The 15,557-nt window shown below is 60.5% G+C and carries 18 protein-coding genes and 1 other RNA gene; 12 read left to right on the top strand and 7 right to left on the bottom strand.

Features of this window, described 5'->3' with window-relative positions:
* Positions 1 to 157: 157 nt before the first annotated feature.
* A complete protein-coding gene (locus tag BI347_RS20320) occupies positions 158 to 1,366 on the bottom strand; it encodes an amino acid aminotransferase (protein ID WP_071113494.1) in 1,209 nt (402 codons plus the stop codon).
* Positions 1,367 to 1,640: 274 nt separating this feature from the next.
* Between BI347_RS20320 and BI347_RS20325 the strand changes: the two genes are divergently transcribed.
* The gene (locus BI347_RS20325) at positions 1,641 to 1,919 is read left to right on the top strand and encodes a hypothetical protein (protein ID WP_071113495.1); all 279 of its coding nucleotides are present in this window, start codon (positions 1,641 to 1,643) and stop codon (positions 1,917 to 1,919) included.
* 45 nt (positions 1,920 to 1,964) lie between these two features.
* Here BI347_RS20325 and BI347_RS20330 read toward each other — a convergent pair whose 3' ends face one another.
* Both BI347_RS20330 and argE read right to left on the bottom strand, forming a co-directional pair.
* On the bottom strand, positions 1,965 to 3,347 hold the full coding sequence (locus BI347_RS20330; RefSeq protein ID WP_071116900.1) for a sodium-dependent transporter: 1,383 nt from the start codon (positions 3,345 to 3,347) through the stop codon (positions 1,965 to 1,967).
* A 129-nt stretch (positions 3,348 to 3,476) separates the two neighbouring features.
* Complete coding sequence (argE, locus tag BI347_RS20335; protein WP_071116901.1) at positions 3,477 to 4,649, bottom strand: acetylornithine deacetylase; 1,173 nt, start codon at positions 4,647 to 4,649, stop codon at positions 3,477 to 3,479.
* 168 nt (positions 4,650 to 4,817) lie between these two features.
* Between argE and ffs the strand changes: the two genes are divergently transcribed.
* Positions 4,818 to 4,916, top strand: an RNA gene (gene ffs, locus BI347_RS20340) — signal recognition particle sRNA small type.
* A 265-nt stretch (positions 4,917 to 5,181) separates the two neighbouring features.
* Positions 5,182 to 5,505 carry a helix-turn-helix domain-containing protein gene (locus BI347_RS20345; RefSeq protein ID WP_043577324.1) on the top strand — a complete coding sequence of 108 codons (324 nt, stop codon included), beginning with the start codon at positions 5,182 to 5,184 and terminating at the stop codon, positions 5,503 to 5,505.
* Between the two features lie 127 nt (positions 5,506 to 5,632).
* Here the strand turns inward: BI347_RS20345 and BI347_RS20350 are convergent, their stop codons facing one another.
* Positions 5,633 to 6,082, bottom strand: a complete 450-nt coding sequence (locus BI347_RS20350) for a universal stress protein (protein ID WP_071113497.1) — start codon at positions 6,080 to 6,082, stop codon at positions 5,633 to 5,635.
* Between the two features lie 128 nt (positions 6,083 to 6,210).
* On the opposite strand from BI347_RS20350, the gene BI347_RS20355 reads away from it, so the two are divergent.
* The 4 genes from BI347_RS20355 (at position 6,211) to xerC (ending at position 8,895) form a co-directional block, all read left to right on the top strand.
* Positions 6,211 to 6,639 carry an acyl-CoA thioesterase gene (locus tag BI347_RS20355; RefSeq protein WP_071113498.1) on the top strand — a complete coding sequence of 143 codons (429 nt, stop codon included), beginning with the start codon at positions 6,211 to 6,213 and terminating at the stop codon, positions 6,637 to 6,639.
* A gap of 17 nt (positions 6,640 to 6,656) precedes the next feature.
* A complete protein-coding gene (locus BI347_RS20360) occupies positions 6,657 to 7,070 on the top strand; it encodes a tellurite resistance TerB family protein (RefSeq protein WP_071113499.1) in 414 nt (137 codons plus the stop codon).
* 81 nt (positions 7,071 to 7,151) lie between these two features.
* Positions 7,152 to 8,000, top strand: a complete 849-nt coding sequence (locus tag BI347_RS20365) for an AAA family ATPase (protein ID WP_071116902.1) — start codon at positions 7,152 to 7,154, stop codon at positions 7,998 to 8,000.
* Between the two features lies 1 nt (position 8,001).
* A complete protein-coding gene (xerC, locus tag BI347_RS20370) occupies positions 8,002 to 8,895 on the top strand; it encodes a tyrosine recombinase XerC (protein ID WP_071116903.1) in 894 nt (297 codons plus the stop codon).
* 20 nt (positions 8,896 to 8,915) lie between these two features.
* Here the strand turns inward: xerC and BI347_RS20375 are convergent, their stop codons facing one another.
* The 3 genes from BI347_RS20375 to orn all read right to left on the bottom strand — a co-directional run bounded on the left by BI347_RS20375 (position 8,916) and on the right by orn (position 11,694).
* Positions 8,916 to 9,416, bottom strand: a complete 501-nt coding sequence (locus BI347_RS20375; protein ID WP_071116904.1) for a CinA family protein — start codon at positions 9,414 to 9,416, stop codon at positions 8,916 to 8,918.
* Positions 9,406 to 11,058, bottom strand: a complete 1,653-nt coding sequence (gene pgi, locus BI347_RS20380; protein WP_071116905.1) for a glucose-6-phosphate isomerase — start codon at positions 11,056 to 11,058, stop codon at positions 9,406 to 9,408. The genes BI347_RS20375 and pgi overlap by 11 nt, the downstream gene beginning before the upstream one ends.
* Positions 11,059 to 11,148: 90 nt before the next feature.
* Positions 11,149 to 11,694, bottom strand: a complete 546-nt coding sequence (orn, locus tag BI347_RS20385; RefSeq protein ID WP_071116906.1) for an oligoribonuclease — start codon at positions 11,692 to 11,694, stop codon at positions 11,149 to 11,151.
* Between the two features lie 80 nt (positions 11,695 to 11,774).
* On the opposite strand from orn, the gene BI347_RS20390 reads away from it, so the two are divergent.
* From BI347_RS20390 to BI347_RS20410, 5 genes are all read left to right on the top strand, one after another.
* Positions 11,775 to 13,022: a M48 family metallopeptidase gene (locus BI347_RS20390; RefSeq protein WP_071116907.1), complete on the top strand. Its 1,248-nt coding sequence runs from the start codon at positions 11,775 to 11,777 to the stop codon at positions 13,020 to 13,022.
* Positions 13,019 to 13,345: a 4a-hydroxytetrahydrobiopterin dehydratase gene (locus BI347_RS20395; RefSeq protein WP_071116908.1), complete on the top strand. Its 327-nt coding sequence runs from the start codon at positions 13,019 to 13,021 to the stop codon at positions 13,343 to 13,345. Before BI347_RS20390 ends, BI347_RS20395 begins: the two co-directional genes overlap by 4 nt.
* The gene (gene rsgA, locus BI347_RS20400) at positions 13,342 to 14,217 is read left to right on the top strand and encodes a ribosome small subunit-dependent GTPase A (RefSeq protein WP_071114500.1); all 876 of its coding nucleotides are present in this window, start codon (positions 13,342 to 13,344) and stop codon (positions 14,215 to 14,217) included. Before BI347_RS20395 ends, rsgA begins: the two co-directional genes overlap by 4 nt.
* Positions 14,218 to 14,331: 114 nt before the next feature.
* A complete protein-coding gene (phbB, locus tag BI347_RS20405) occupies positions 14,332 to 15,072 on the top strand; it encodes an acetoacetyl-CoA reductase (protein ID WP_071114499.1) in 741 nt (246 codons plus the stop codon).
* Positions 15,073 to 15,173: 101 nt separating this feature from the next.
* Positions 15,174 to 15,557, top strand: a 384-nt coding sequence (locus BI347_RS20410) for a GAF domain-containing protein (protein WP_071116909.1), incomplete at its 3' end; no start/stop codon positions are given.

A 15,557-nucleotide genomic window follows, 5' to 3' on the forward strand; every position in this document is an offset into this window, starting at 1 on the left:
AATTTTGCATGAACGTCACAGCCCAAATAAGCAAATGTCAAATGAATTGCAATTTTCCAAAAATCTGCATTTCGACTAGCCGAGTCCCGCGCCCATACCCACAAAAAACAAGGCCCCGGAACATTTCCGGAGCCTTGTCTTCGCAATCAGGACAGTGTCAATCCTGGATAACCCTGGCGATTGCCGACGCCACATAGTCAACATTCTTGCTATTGAGCGCCGCCAGGCAGATGCGCCCGGTGGACACCGCATAGATGCCGAACTCGCTGCGCAGTTGCTCCACTTGGGCCGCCGTCAGACCAGTATAGGAAAACATCCCGCGCTGACGGGTGATGAAGCTGAAGTCGGTTTTCGCGCCATGCGACTGGATGGCAGCCAGTAGGCCCACGCGCATGGTCCGGATTCGTTCGCGCATGCCGGCCAGTTCGTCCTCCCACTGCTGGCGCAGCTCCGGGCTGGACAACACCGCCGCCACAATGGCTGCGCCGTGGATGGGCGGATTGGAATAGTTGGTGCGGATCACCCGCTTCAACTGGGAGAGCACCCGCGCCGACTCGTCCTTGCTGTCGGTCACGATGGACAGCGCGCCCACTCGCTCACCGTATAGCGAGAAGCTCTTGGAAAAGGAGCTGGCCACTAGGAACTGCAAACCGGAGGCCGCAAACAGCCGCACTGCCAGCGCGTCGGCATCGATGCCATCGGCAAAGCCCTGGTAGGCCATATCCAGGAACGGCACCAGGCCGCGCTCGCGGCAAACCGCCACTACCTCTTGCCACTGGGCGGCGGAGATATCCGCCCCGGTAGGGTTATGGCAGCAAGCATGCAGCACGATGACGGAGCCGGCATCCAGAGCAGCCAGATAGGACTTCATCGCAACAAAGTCGACGCCGCGGCTGGCCTCATCGTAATAAGGATAATGCTCCACCTGGAAGCCAGCCGATTCGAACAACGCACGGTGGTTTTCCCAGGACGGATCGCTGATATAGACCTTGGATTCGGGATTCAGTCTCTTGAGGAAATCCGCGCCTATCTTCAAGGCGCCGGTGCCGCCCAGCGCCTGCGCCGTCACCACCCGGTCAGCAGTCAGCAATTCGCTGCCCTGGCCGAACAACAGGTTCTGCACCGCGACATCATAAGCGGCCGGACCTTCGATAGGCTGATAGCCGCGCGCCGGCAACGCTTCCAACCTGGCCTTCTCCGCGGCCCTGACCGCGCCCAGCAATGGAATCTTGCCATTGTCGTCGGAATACACGCCCACGCCAAGATTGACCTTGGTGTTGCGGGCATCCGCATTGAATGCTTCATTAAGACCAAGGATGGGGTCACGCGGCGCCAGTGCCACACCGGCGAAGATCGAAGAGGTCATACCAGGCTCCATTGCTTTGCAGATGAGCCGGCCATCACGGCCGACCCTAGAAAATCCAGTATTGCTTGTTGCCATTCGAACGCGAATTCGTTCGCTGTCGAACAACAGTCTAACATGATGCCAGGCCATTCCCCAGACCGGGGCGCACTGTCCGCGCAGGCAGTATGCGGCGCACCAATGTCGACAAACCCGGTCCAATGACATAAGCAGAAGTATCGCCGCCCTGCCGGCCAATCCACCCCGCGGCGCTCTCGCCGACAACCGGAGGTTTTTCATGAAAAAGGGAATCCTGCTGTTCTGGCCGTCCTTCATCATCGCGGTGATCGCCACCACCGTGTTTTACTCGATTTTCGATCCAGCCGAACTGACCTTGCACGGCAACAGCCTGTTTCACGACAAGCTCACCGCCTACTCGGTATTCCTTCTGGTCAGCTGGCTGTTCGGCGCGGCCAATACCGCCATCGTCCTGCTGCTGGAAAAAAGCGCCCGCGACATCAACGGCTTCACGCCGCCCCCCGTCATCAGCGGCGACGAGGACAGCACGCCCTCCTGACGGCGCCAGGCCGGACCAATCGGCCCGGCTTGGCGCATCGCGACATCAGATGACTTTCAAACCTTTCAGCATCACCACCAAGATCAACACCGGCGAGACGAAACGCACCACGAAGAACAATGCCTTCAACAACCCGTCGCTCTTCAGCGCGCCGCCGTTGCTCAAGGCCTCGCGGAAACGGCCATAGCCCCAGACCCAGCCAGTGAACAGGCACAGGCAAATCCCGCCCAGCGGCATCAGCACATTGGACGTGACGAAGTCGAACAGGTCGAACATGGTCATGCCATGCAGCTTGATATCGGCGGTCAGGCTGTTGGACAACGCGCATCCCGCCCCCACCACCGCCAACAGCAGCAGATTGATGATGGTGGACTTGACGCGGCTGATGCTGAAACGCTCGCTCAGCACCGAAACCGGCACCTCAAGGATAGACAGCATCGCGCCGGTGGCCGCGATGGCGGCCAGAACGAAGAACACCACCATGAACAGATGGCCCAGCGGCATGCTGGCGAACACGGCGGGAATGGTGATGAACAACAGCGACGGCCCGGCCGCCGGTTGGAAGCCGAAAGCGAACACCGCAGGAAAGATGGCGATGCCGGCAAGCAGGGACACGAACAGATCGGCACACATCACACGGAAGGTGGTCAGCGGAATGTTCTGATCGTCGCGGAAATAGCTGCCGTAGGTGATCATGGTGCCCATGCCGATGGACAGCTTGAAGAAGGCCAGGCCCACCGCGGTCAGCACCACGCCGGCGGTAATCTTGGAGAAATCCGGCGTGAACAGGAACGCCAGTCCTTGGCTCGCACCTGGCAGCATCATGCTGCGCACGCCTATCACCACCAGCAACACGAACAACAGCGGCATCAGCTTCTTGGTGACGGCCTCGATACCCTTGGACACGCCCAGCAGCAGGATGCCGCCGATCAGCGCCAGCACCAGCCATTGCCACAACAGCGACTGCACCGGATCGGTGATCAGCGCGGTGAACGCGCCGGATGTCACCTTGGGATCGCTGGACAGGATGTCGCCGGCAATCGCCTTGAAGATGTAGGCGAATACCCATGCCGACACTTCAGAATAGAACGCCATGATCAGGAAGGCGGCGAATACGCCGAAAGCCCCGATCAGCCACCACGGCTGCCCGGCAGGCGCCAGTTTGGCCAGCGTGGTCACCGCATCGCGCTTGGCCTTGCGGCCCAGCATGATCTCGGAAATCATCACCGGCAGCCCCACCATCAGCGTGGCCAGCACATACACCACCAGGAAGCCCGCGCCGCCATTGGTGCCCGTCAGATAAGGAAACTTCCAGATATTGCCCAAGCCGACAGCCGACCCCAGCGTCGCCGCCAACACGCCGAAGCTGGAAGTGAATCCATCCCTCAGCTTGATCTCTCCACCCGATTTAGCTTTGTCCAAACTCATTGTTGTTCTCTCTACCACAAATAAAACAAGCCCGCGCGGAGGTCGTCCGGGCGGGCTCACTTGACCTTCGATGCTACAGGGCGTGGATTGTGAAGCCTATTGTGTATGTGTGCAAAACAATTTTTACAACTACCTGGCCTGGGTCAACTCATCCGCCAGCCTGCCCAACCAATCATAGCAGGCCTGCAACTGAGCCACTTCGATGAACTCGTCCGGCCTATGCGCCTGCTCGATCGACCCTGGCCCCAGAACCACGCACGGCATGCCGGCCTGACTGAACAACCCTGCCTCGGTGGTATAGGCCACGCCCGCCCCGCCCTCGCAACCGCACAGGCTGGCGACATACTGCCTGATCGAAGAGGCCGGGTCGGATTCGAACGCGGGACTGTACACCGCCGGCTCGATATCGATGCCAGTCTCGTCCGACACCGCCTTCATTTCCTGCACCAGGGTCGCGGCGTAATCCGCCACCGACGACACCAGGCGCTGAGGATCGTCGCCCGGCAGCCAACGGCATTCGAACATGAACTCGCAATCCGCCGGAACGATGTTGCAGGCTACGCCGCCATGCACCAGTCCGGTTTGCATCGTGGTGAACGGCACGTCGTAAAGCGGCTGCCGATGGCCAAAGGCCGCCTCGGCGTCGGCCAGCTTGCGGATGTGGGTGATCAATCTGGCCGCGAACTCGATAGCGTTGACGCCCTGCGGAGTCAGGGAAGAGTGCGCCGCCTTGCCCTTTACCCGGCAACGGTAATGGGCGATGCCCTTGTGGGCGATGACCGGCCGCATGGATGTCGGCTCGCCTACCAGGCAGCCGGCGACCTGCACGCCATCCTCCACCAGCGCATCTATCATGCGCCCCACGCCTAGGCAGCCCACCTCCTCATCGTAAGACAAGGCAATGCCTATGCCTTGCGTCAGCTTCCCGTCAGTGGCCAGCTTGGCGAAATGCGGCACCTGGGCCAGCACGCAGGCGATGAAGCCCTTCATGTCGGCGCTGCCGCGCCCATACAGGCGCCCGTCGCCGCCATCTGTCAATTCGAATGGGGGGTAATGCCAAACCTGCCCATCAATGGGAACCACATCGGTATGACCTGACAACACGATCAGCGGCATATCGTCCGGGCCGATGCGCGCAAACAGATTGGCCTTGCTGCCATCATCATTGTAGGTCAATCGGCTTGTCAGGCCGAAACCGGCCAGATAGTCGCGCACCCACTCTATTAATTGCAGATTGGAATAACGGCTGGTGGTATCGAAGCGGATCAGTTTGGACAGCAACCCGGTTGCATCGGTAGACATGGGCAATCCTGCGTAAGAAAAGGTCTATGCCAGAGTCTGCACCCAGCGCTGCCGGCAGGCAATAGGACAGGCCCTTGCGAATCCTCCCTCCCCCCGCGGGTGTAGCTGTGGCCGCATAAAAAATGCTTGGCAAATAGCACAGCATTGGATACAATCCGTTCTCTCTATGGCGGGCCTCCCCGCATTGCACGATAGCGAACCTGGTCAGGTCCGGAAGGAAGCAGCCACAGTTATTTAGTGCAAGTGCCGGGGGTCAGGCTCGCCACCCCTCCCCTCTTTAAAGATTCATCAAGTTCAATTGCAAAATTGCGACACTTTTTCAGCCAAATTACGACGTCGCCATCAAATCCCATTGTCCTTGATGATAAGATTCCGCTAACATTAGCAAAGCTGAATTTTCAAATTAATGGAACTTCACTATTTTCCCTGCATCATAAATATTCCTGTTGAATTTTTTTTGCTATTTTTAATAAGCAGGGCGAAGTCCTAAAAAAATATTAGAACCTTTGTTTCAGATACGAGAGGAACACTCATGAAACTGTTTGAAAAAATCCCGAACCCTCGGGAAATCCGCCGCAAGCTAGGCCTGAACCAACAAGAATTCTGGAGCCGCATCGGCGTGACCCAGTCCGGCGGCTCCCGCTACGAAAGCGGCCGCAACATGCCCAAACCGGTACGCGAGCTGCTTCGCCTGGTACATGTCGAGCAGATCGACTTGTCCAAGGTGCGCCGCGAAGACTTCGAGATCGTCGAATACCTGAAGGAGACCCACCCCGATCTGTACAAGAGCCTGCGCAAAGCGGTTCGTACCAAGATCGAGGCTCAAGAAGGCGGCGCGGAAGCCACCGCAGGCTGACGTCAGCCCGAAAAAAGCCAGCCCGGCAAACGCCGAGCTGGCTTTTTTACATCCCGAATGTCGAACAATCACCCGCTGCACGCAAGCAAAGCCGAACCGCCGACAAGCCCCACCATATGGCGGCGGGTTAATCGCCCGGGTTCCGAATCAACAGCACCGGCATATCCGCCACCTTCAGCAGCCCCTCCGCCACGCTACCCATCAGCAGATGCATCAACCCGCCCAGGCCATGGGTTCCCATCACCACCAGATCGGCCCCCCAGGCGCTGGCATCGTCGGCAAGGACCGCGGCGATCTTGTCGCCCCAGCTCTCAAGTATCCGGCACTCCGGCTCCACGCCCATAGCCTTGGCGCGCTCGCCGGCCAACCCCAGCACCTGTTCGCCGGCCTGCTTGATAGACTTCTGCAATTCGGTGGCGTCCAGAAACTCGGTCCCTCCCCAGCCGAACTGCGCCAGATCCACCACGTGGACCAGCCTGACCGACGATGCGAACACCTTGGCCAACTTGCACGCTTCGTTCAGCGCCATATTGGAAGTGTCGCTGTCGTCCACCGGCACGAAAATTCTCTGGTACATGACGTTAAGCTCCTCTACGAGTCTGGCCTACATCCTTAGTCTACCAAACCCTCCCCCCTAGCGTTTGACACAGATTAGCTTCCTTGACATAAAGGCCATATCCTCCACACTGCGGACACCATCAAGCCATGGCGCGCCTAACGCTCGACCTGCCCGACCGCTTCATTTTTGAAACCCGCCTGGACATCCGCATCGGCGACATCAATTACGCCCAGCACCTGGCCAACGACGCACTGTTGAGGCTGGCGCACGAAGCCAGGCTGCGCCTGTTCAAACATCTGGGATACGCCAGCGAACTGACGGTGGACGGACTGGGCATCGTCATTGCCGACATGGCCGCCTGCTATCATGCCGAGGCGTTTCACGGCGACCTGCTGCGTTTCGGCATCGGCATCGCCGCCCTCAACCGCTATGGGCTGGATCTTATTTATCAAGCAGTCGATGACAACACCGGCAAAGAAGTGGCAAGATTGAAAACAGGTATCGTCTTTTTCGACTACCGGACGCGCAAAATCGCCCCAATGCCGGAAGCGTTTTCCGGGAAGCTTAGTCAATAGCAAAAAGGAATGGCGCCATGAGAAACTACCCGCCCAACAGCCCAGAGGCGCTGGCCAGACTCCTGGCCATGTTCATGATTACCGATGGCAACATGGATCCGCGCGAGCTTGAGCTGCTGGAAAAACTGCACGTCTACCATCTGATCAACCTGCCGCGCAAACAATTCGCCCAGGTATTGCGCGACTTCTGCGACGACGTATCCGACGAGGCCGGCGACGATGGCTCGATCCGTCTGCTGGACCGGGAAAGAATAGACAATCTGCTGTCCGAAGTGAGCGACCACCGCAAACGCATCCTGGCCTGCGTGCTGGCAATGGACATCAGCAAGTCAGACGGCACCATCAGCGACAGCGAAATGGCGCTGCTCAGCTACATGATGAAAAGCTGGAACATCACCCTGGACGATCTCGAGCGCGAATTCGCCCGCTGACCTCTCCCAAAACGGAAGCAGTCGCGGGGCACCGACCCGCGGCTGTTTTTGCATTCCACCATCCCAATATTGAAACCGACAATGAACACGCGCTTCACCGGCACCGAACGCTATATCGCCACCGACGACCTGATGATGGCCGTCAACGCCTCCATCACCCTGCAACGCCCGCTGCTGATCAAGGGCGAGCCCGGCACCGGCAAGACCATGCTGGCAGAAGAAGTGGCCGCCAGCCTAGGCCGGGAGCTGATCGTCTGGCCGATCAAATCCACCACCAAGGCCCAGCATGGCCTGTACGAATACGACGCCGTATCGCGGCTGCGCGACTCGCAGCTGGGCGATGCCAAGGTGCACGACATCGCCAACTACATCGTCAAGGGCAAGCTGTGGCAGGCGTTCGACGCCGAACAGGCGCCGGTGCTGCTGATCGACGAAATCGACAAGGCCGATATCGAATTCCCCAACGACCTGCTGCGCGAGCTGGATCAGATGGAATTCTTCGTCCACGAGACCCAGCAATTCGTCCGCGCCCGCCAGCGGCCCATCATTATCATCACCTCCAACAACGAGAAGGAGCTTCCCGACGCCTTCCTGCGCCGCTGCTTCTTCCACTACATCCGCTTCCCGGACGCCGACACCATGCAGTCGATCATCGACGTGCATTTCCCGGACATCCGGCAACAGCTGGTCAAACAAGCGCTGGAAGTCTTCTTCTCCATCCGCGAGCTGCCCGGCCTGAAGAAAAAACCGACCACCTCCGAGCTGCTGGACTGGCTGAAGCTGCTGAGCGGCGAAAACATCAGCGCCGACGAACTGGAAAGCGCCCACTCCCGCAACACCCCGCCGCCGCTGGCCGGCGCCCTGCTGAAAAACGAACAGGACCTGCATCTGTTTGAACGGCTGATGCAGATGACCCGCCGCCGCAACTGACATGGACACGCTGATCAGCCGCTTTGCCGACCACCTTGCGCTCGCGGGTCGCAGCAGCCACACCATGGCCGCCTACCAGGCTGACCTGGCGCTGCTGGCGGCCATCCTGCAGCCCGCGCCCCTGCATGCCGCCGACGCCAACGAGCTGCGCCGGGCACTGGCCAAGCTGCACGCCCAGGGCCTGGGCGGCCGCACGCTGGCGCGCCGGCTTTCGTCCTGGCGCCGGTTCTTCGACTGGCTGCAAAAAAACGGCCTGCGCGACGACAATCCCGCCTCCGGCCTGCGCGCGCCCAAACGCGACAAGTTGCTGCCCAAGGCGCTTCCCGTGGACAGCACCGCGGCGCTGCTGGACCGCATCGAAGGCAGCGACGCTCTTGAAGTGCGCGACCGCGCCATCTTCGAATTGATCTACAGCTGCGGCTTGCGCCTGTCCGAAGCGGTGGCGCTGAATCTGGACGATGTGGATTTCGCCGACCAGCTGCTGCGCATCCACGGCAAAGGCAACAAGATGCGGCTGGCGCCGATCGGCGCCCAGGCCATAGCCTGCTTGAAGACATGGCTGGAGCACAGAGAAGCCGAGAGCGGAGAGACCGCGCTGTTCATCGCCAGGCACGGCCGCCGCCTGGGAGGGCGGCAGATCGAGAATCGGCTGCGCGGCTGGGCGATTCGCACCGGTGCCAGCCAGCACGTGCATCCGCACATGCTGCGCCACTCATTCGCCTCGCACATGCTGCAGTCGTCGGGCGACCTGCGCGCGGTGCAGGAACTGCTGGGCCACGCCAACCTGTCCAGCACCCAGATCTACACCGCGCTGGACTTCCAGCACCTGGCCAAAGTCTACGACAACGCCCACCCCAGAGCGCGCAAAGGCATCAAACCCGACGAGGACAGCTGACAGCCGCGCCATATCGGCGCTCAAACCGCCTGGACATGGCCATGGATGCGCTGCATCAACTGCGTCAACGCTTCCTGCACGGTCTTTAGCCTGACCGCTTCGCGATCACCGGAGAAATGGCAATGCCAGGCCTCAACCTGTCCGCCCGGATGGGCTATCGCCAGCCAGACCAACCCAACCGGCTTCTCCGGCGAGCCGCCGTCCGGCCCGGCGATTCCGGACACCGCCACCGCCCAGTCGGCATCGGCCAGCGCCTGCACCCCCGCCGCCATCTCGCGCACCACCATCTCGCTCACCGCACCGTGGTCTATCAATGACGAGGCCTGCACGCCAAGCAATTGCTGCTTGGCCTGATTGCCGTAACTGACGATGCCGTGGCTGAACCAGGCCGAGCTGCCGGGAATGTCGGTCAGCGCCGCGGCGATCAACCCGCCGGTGCACGATTCGGCCGTGGCCACGCTCTCGCCGCGCCCGAGCAATATCGCTCCCAGATCGGCGGCCAACTGTTTGCTATTTGCCATGACGCTCTCTGAAATGTCGGATCAGCCCGTTGGTGGAGCTGTCATGCGACAGCTCGCCGACCGCGCCGGACAACTCGGGCAGAATGCGCCGGGCCAGCTGCTTGCCGTACTCGACGCCCCATTGATCGAAAGAGTTGATGCCCCAGATCACACCCTGCACAAAAACCTTATGTTCGTACAAGGCCATCAGCATCCCCATGCTGTAGGGCGTCAACCGGTCCAGCGCCAGCGTGTTGGATGGTTGATTGCCGGGAAACAGCTTCTGCGGCAGCAGCATGTCCAGCTCCTCGCCGGACAGGTGGCTCAACTCCTGCATCACCTCGGCCTCCGCCTTGCCGCGCATCAGCGCTTCGGTCTGGGCCAGACAATTCGCCACCAGCACCTCGTGCTGATTGGCGATCGGATAATGACTGTTCAGCGGCAGGATGAAGTCGCAAGGCACCAGGCGGGTGCCCTGATGCAATAGCTGGAAGAAGGCATGCTGGCTGTTGGCGCCCTCCTCGCCCCAGATCACCGGGCCGGTATCGAAATCCAGCATTTCGCCGAAACGCCCCACTCGCTTGCCGTTGGATTCCATGTCCAACTGCTGGATATGCGCCGGCAAACTGCGCAAGCCATGATCATAAGGCATGATGGCATGAGTATGCGCCTGATAAAAGGTGTTGTACCAGATGCCTATCAGCGCCATCAGCACCGGCATGTTGGCGTGAAACGGCGCCTCGAAAAAGTGCCGGTCCATCGCATGGCCGCCATCCAGAAAGGCACGGAAATTGTCGTAGCCCACCGCCATCGCCACCGGCAGGCCGATGGCGGACCATACCGAATAGCGCCCGCCCACCCAGTCCCAGAAGCCGAACATCAACTGCGGGTCGATGCCGAAGGCCCGCACCGCCGGCTCATTGGTGGACACGGCGACGAAATGGCGCGCGATGTCGGCTTCGGTCCCAGCCTGCAAAAACCAGGCGCGGGCAGCCTGGGCGTTGAGCAGGGTTTCCGGAGTCGTAAACGACTTGGAGGCGATGATGAACAGGGTGGAAGCCGGATCCAGCCTCGCCAGCGTGCGCGCCAGATGCTGGCCGTCGACATTGGAGACGAAATGCACGTTCAACTCCGGATGAGCGTAAGCGGCCAACCCCTCCGTCACGACCCGCGGTCCCAGATCGGACCCGCCTATGCCCAGATTGACCACGTCGCGGATGCGCTGCCCAGCGAACCCCAGCCAGGCGCCCTCGCGCACGCTGTCGCTGAACTGGCGCAACCTTTGCTGTACCCCATGCACATCCGCCGCCACATCCTGGCCGTCCAGCCGCAAGGTCGCCTCGGCCGGCAATCGCAGCGCGGTATGCAGCACCGCGCGGCCCTCGCTGACATTGATGCGTTCGCCGCTGCGCATCCTCTCCATCCAGCCGCCAAGATCCGCGACCCGGGCCAGATCGAACAACAGCTCGAGCGTGCGCTCGGTGATGCGGTTTTTCGAATAGTCCAGCAGCAACCCATCCAGCTCCAGCGAAAAGCGCTGGAAACGCTGGGGATCGGTATCGAACAGCTCGCGCATATGCATGTGGCGGGTTGCGCGCTGATGCTGGTGCAACTTGGCCCAGATCGGAGTGGAGTTTATGTCGGCGTGGCGATGTGGAACCATATTTCCTGCCAATGGGATGGTGAACGGGTGAACAAAAGGGCCGGCCCAATTCAAAGCCAGCCCCCTATGCCAAGCAACCCTGCCCGAGACTCAAAGCTTGAGAAAATGCTCGCGGTAGTAGCGCATTTCTTCAATCGACTCCAAGATGTCGGCCAGCGCCTCATGCTTGCCACGCTTGACCACACCCTTGGCGACTTCCGGCTTCCAGCGCTTGCACAGCTCCTTCAGCGTGGAGACGTCCAAATTGCGGTAATGGAAATAGGCCTCCAGCCTGGGCATCCAGCGCGCCATGAAACGGCGGTCCTGGTGGATGGTGTTGCCGCACATCGGCGTCACCCGCTCCGGCACATGCTGCATCATGAAGTCCAACAGCAACTGCTCGGCCTCGGCCTCGCTGACGCTGGAGTTTTTCACTTTCTCGATCAGCCCGCTCTTGCCGTGGGTGTTCTTGTTCCAGTCGTCCATCCCGTCGAGGATGGCGTCCGGCTGATGAATCACCAGCACCGGCGACTCTGCCACCACGTTCAGCTGGCTGTCGGTGACTATCATCGCCACTTCGATGATGCGATCGGCGTCTGGATTCAGGCCCGTCATTTCCATGTCGAGCCAGATGAGGTTATTGGTATCTTGTGCCATACTAGTCAGTCTTTAGAAAATCCTGCCATTTTCCTTCATTGCCGCCCGCGCGGCAAACCCGATACCTGCACGGACCACCCATGACCGAGGCCTTTTCCCTACTATTCGCCATCGCGCTGGCGCTGACGCTGAGCCTGAAGCTGTGGCTGGGCTGGCGCCACATCCGCCATATCGGCCGCAACCGCGCCGCCGTCCCCGCCGCCTTCCATGACAATATCACGCTGGAGCAGCATCAGCACGCCGCCGACTACACCATCGCCAAAACCCGGCTTGGCCTGCTGTCCGCCTGGCTGGACACCGCGCTGGTGGCGGCCTTCACCTTCGGCGGCGGCCTGCAATGGCTGGCCATCCACAGCCAGCAATGGTTCGCCAGCCCGCTGCTGTCCGGCATGGCGCTGATCGTCGCCATGGCCGTGATCAGCAGCCTGATATCGCTGCCTCTCAGCCTGTATGGCACGTTCGGCATAGAAAGCCGTTTCGGTTTCAACAAAACCACGATCGGCCTGTTTTTGCAGGACCAGATCAAGGGCATCGCCCTGGGCGCGGCGATCGGCCTGCCGCTGCTGGCGCTGGTGCTGTGGCTGATGGACATCTCGGGGCCGCAGTGGTGGCTGTGGGTATGGCTAGTCTGGTCTGGCTTCCAGTTGCTGATGGTGGCGCTGTTCCCGACGCTGATCGCGCCGCTGTTCAATAAGTTCAAGCCGCTGGAGGACGCCGAGCTCAAGCTCCGAATCGAGGCGCTGCTGAAAAAGACCGGCTTCAAGAGCCAGGGCGTGTTCGTGATGGACGGCTCGCGCCGGTCCAGCCACGGCAACGCCTACTTTACCGGCTTTGGCGCCTCCAAGCGCATCGTCTTTTTCGACACCCTGCTGTCGCAGCTGAGCCACACAGAAATCGAAGCCGTGCTGGCCCATGAACTGGGGCATTTCAAGCATCGCCACATCATCAAACGCATCGTCCTGACATTCGCCCTGTCGCTGGCACTGCTGTGGATGCTGGGCCAATTGCTGCACGCGCCCTGGTTCTATGCCGGCCTCGGCGTCTTCGCGCCCAGCACGGCGATGGCTCTGATCCTGTTCCTTACCGCCATGCCGGCCTTCACGTTTCCGCTGACGCCGCTGTCCAGCCTGATGTCGCGCCGGCACGAATACGAAGCCGACGATTTCGCCTCGACACAGACCCGCGCCGACGACCTCGTCAACGCGCTTGTCAAACTATATCGCGACAACGGCGCCACGCTGACGCCTGACCCCGTCCACTCTACCTTCTATGACTCGCACCCGCCCGCGGCGCTGCGCATCCAACATCTGAAAGGAAGCCAACAATGAACCTGCTGGAACTCTCCTGCATCCCGCAACACGGCCAGAGCCCGCTGGCGGAGAACACCGTCAAGCAGCTGCTGTCCGGCCTGCCCGACTGGCAGATCGACGGCATTGAGCTGAACAAGACCTTCCGCTTCGCCAATTTCCACGACACCATGGCCTTCGTCAACGCGCTGGCCTGGATCGCCCATCGCGAAGACCATCACCCTGATATGTCGGTGCACTACAACCGCGCGGTGGTGAACTTCAGCACCCACGACGCCGGCGGCCTCACCCTCAACGACTTCATCTGCGCAGCCAAGACCGAAGCCCTGATCAGCCGCCCATGACAGCCAGTACCGGACAAATCATACGCAGCCACGGCCGCCGTTTCATCGTCGAAACCAATGGCCGCACCTACGACTGCACCACCCGCGGCAAACGCGTCGATTACGCCTGCGGCGATTTCGTCGACATCCTGATCCAGAACCAGGAACAGGCGGTCATAGAGCGCTCGCAGGAGCGCCGCAGCCTGCTATACCGCCAGGACGACTGGAAAGCCAAGGTGATTGCCGCCAACGTCAGCCGCATTCTGTTCGTCATCGCCGCCGTGCCCAGCCCCAACGAGGAACTGCTTGGCCGCTGCCTGATCGCTGCCGAGGCGGGAGACATCGATCCGGTCATCGTGGTCAACAAGTCCGACCTGCCGGAAACCTCGGTGCTGCTTGCCAGATTGCAACTCTATGTAAAGCTGGGTTACCAACTGGTTACACTGTCGGCCAAGCAGGACTTCTCTCCGCTGCTGCCCTTGCTGCAAGGACATACCAGCGTGCTGGTAGGCCAGTCCGGCATGGGCAAGTCCACCCTGACCAACGCCCTGCTGCCGGACGCCAACGCGCGCATCGGCGACATTTCCATCGCGCTGGATTCCGGCCGCCATACCACCACCCACGCCGCGCTATACCATCTGAACGAAAACAGTCACCTGATCGATTCGCCGGGCTTGCAGGAATTTGGCTTGAAACACTTGCAAGCACCTGATTTGATCCACTATTTTCCAGATATGCGCCCGTACATTGGCCAGTGTCGTTTCCACAACTGCACCCATCGCGTAGAGCCGAATTGTGCGATCATGGCGGCAGCAAAAGAAGGCGCCATAGCCCCATACCGCTTGGACTTGCTGCAGAGGCTGACACAAGAACTCGCACCGGCTAGATTGTAAATAAAAGAGCACATACTCTTTATTTACTTTCCATGGCTGCCTACATATGCTGTAACAAAAGGGAACAAGCATTACGAAAGCATAAGCACAAACACCAACAGAGGAGCCAGCATCATGACCAAAAGGATTGCGCTAGTCACTGGAGGCATGGGCGGTATTGGAACCGCCATCTGCAAGGCATTGGCCGAAGCCGGCCATGTCGTTGTGACCACCTATAGCAAACCCGGCCGCGAGCAGGCCTGGCATGCCGACATGAAAGGGCTGGGTTTCAGCGACATCCACAGCTACCTGTGCGACGTCACCGATTTTGCCGCCTGCCAGGACATCGCCGCCCGCATAGCCAAGGATATCGGCCCGATCAGCATTCTGGTCAACAACGCGGGCATCACCCGCGACGCCAGCTTCAAGAAGCAGAGCAAGGATGACTGGGATGCGGTGATACGCACCAATCTGGATTCGGTGTTCAACATGACCAAGCCAGTGCTGGACACCATGATGGAAGCCGGCTTCGGCCGCATCGTCAACATCTCGTCGATCAATGGCCAGAAGGGCCAGTTCGGCCAGACCAACTACTCCGCCGCCAAGGCCGGCATGCATGGTTTCACCATGGCTCTGGCGCAGGAAGTGGCGAAGAAAGGGGTGACGGTCAACACCATCTCTCCCGGCTATATCGCCACCGAGATGGTGATGGCGGTGCCGGAAGACGTGCGCAGCAAGATCGTCGCCCAGATCCCGGTTGGCCGCCTGGGCAAGCCGGAAGAGATCGCCGCGCTGGTAGGCTTCCTGTGCTCGGAAAACGCCGGCTTCATCACCGGCAGCAATATCGCCATGAATGGCGGCCAGCACATGATGTGATCCAGGCTCCCTGAGCAGAACGCCACCGCTGCGCGGTGGCGTTTTCTTTTTGCCAAAGCCGTGTATGCTGTCACGTCCGACCCAACTCACAAGCAATACCCATGGCAGAAAATCTGATCATTGAAGGCGATAACAAGGAAGAGAAATACCAAGCGCTGCTGCCGCAGGCTCACGCGCTGATCGCAGGCGAAACCGACCTTGTCGCCGCGCTGGCCAACCTGTCCTCGGCGCTGGCCATGACCTTCGGCTGGCTGTGGACCGGCTTCTATCTGGTGAAGGGCGAACAACTGGTGCTGGGTCCGTTCCAAGGCCCGATCGCCTGCACCCGCATCCCCCGTGGCCGCGGAGTATGCGGCAGCGCATGGGAGCAGAGCCGCACGCTGGTGGTCGCCGACGTCGACGCCTTCCCCGGCCATATCGCCTGCTCGTCCAGCGCGCGCTCCGAAGTGGTGGTGCCCATCCGCAACGCGGCAGGCGCGGTTGTC

It is taken from the genome of Chromobacterium sphagni (assembly GCF_001855575.1).
Classification (GTDB): Bacteria; Pseudomonadota; Gammaproteobacteria; order Burkholderiales; family Chromobacteriaceae; genus Chromobacterium; species Chromobacterium sphagni.

Excerpts from the sequence above, each read along its gene's own strand:
- BI347_RS20320 (WP_071113494.1), bottom strand. The coding sequence starts at position 1,366 with ATGACCTCTTCGATCTTCGCCGGTGTGGCACTGGCGCCGCGTGACCCC.
- BI347_RS20325 (WP_071113495.1), top strand. The coding sequence starts at position 1,641 with ATGAAAAAGGGAATCCTGCTGTTCTGGCCGTCCTTCATCATCGCGGTG.
- BI347_RS20330 (WP_071116900.1), bottom strand. The coding sequence starts at position 3,347 with ATGAGTTTGGACAAAGCTAAATCGGGTGGAGAGATCAAGCTGAGGGAT.
- argE (WP_071116901.1), bottom strand. The coding sequence starts at position 4,649 with ATGTCTACCGATGCAACCGGGTTGCTGTCCAAACTGATCCGCTTCGAT.
- BI347_RS20345 (WP_043577324.1), top strand. The coding sequence starts at position 5,182 with ATGAAACTGTTTGAAAAAATCCCGAACCCTCGGGAAATCCGCCGCAAG.
- BI347_RS20350 (WP_071113497.1), bottom strand. The coding sequence starts at position 6,082 with ATGTACCAGAGAATTTTCGTGCCGGTGGACGACAGCGACACTTCCAAT.
- BI347_RS20355 (WP_071113498.1), top strand. The coding sequence starts at position 6,211 with ATGGCGCGCCTAACGCTCGACCTGCCCGACCGCTTCATTTTTGAAACC.
- BI347_RS20360 (WP_071113499.1), top strand. The coding sequence starts at position 6,657 with ATGAGAAACTACCCGCCCAACAGCCCAGAGGCGCTGGCCAGACTCCTG.
- BI347_RS20365 (WP_071116902.1), top strand. The coding sequence starts at position 7,152 with ATGAACACGCGCTTCACCGGCACCGAACGCTATATCGCCACCGACGAC.
- xerC (WP_071116903.1), top strand. The coding sequence starts at position 8,002 with ATGGACACGCTGATCAGCCGCTTTGCCGACCACCTTGCGCTCGCGGGT.
- BI347_RS20375 (WP_071116904.1), bottom strand. The coding sequence starts at position 9,416 with ATGGCAAATAGCAAACAGTTGGCCGCCGATCTGGGAGCGATATTGCTC.
- pgi (WP_071116905.1), bottom strand. The coding sequence starts at position 11,058 with ATGGTTCCACATCGCCACGCCGACATAAACTCCACTCCGATCTGGGCC.
- orn (WP_071116906.1), bottom strand. The coding sequence starts at position 11,694 with ATGGCACAAGATACCAATAACCTCATCTGGCTCGACATGGAAATGACG.
- BI347_RS20390 (WP_071116907.1), top strand. The coding sequence starts at position 11,775 with ATGACCGAGGCCTTTTCCCTACTATTCGCCATCGCGCTGGCGCTGACG.
- BI347_RS20395 (WP_071116908.1), top strand. The coding sequence starts at position 13,019 with ATGAACCTGCTGGAACTCTCCTGCATCCCGCAACACGGCCAGAGCCCG.
- rsgA (WP_071114500.1), top strand. The coding sequence starts at position 13,342 with ATGACAGCCAGTACCGGACAAATCATACGCAGCCACGGCCGCCGTTTC.
- phbB (WP_071114499.1), top strand. The coding sequence starts at position 14,332 with ATGACCAAAAGGATTGCGCTAGTCACTGGAGGCATGGGCGGTATTGGA.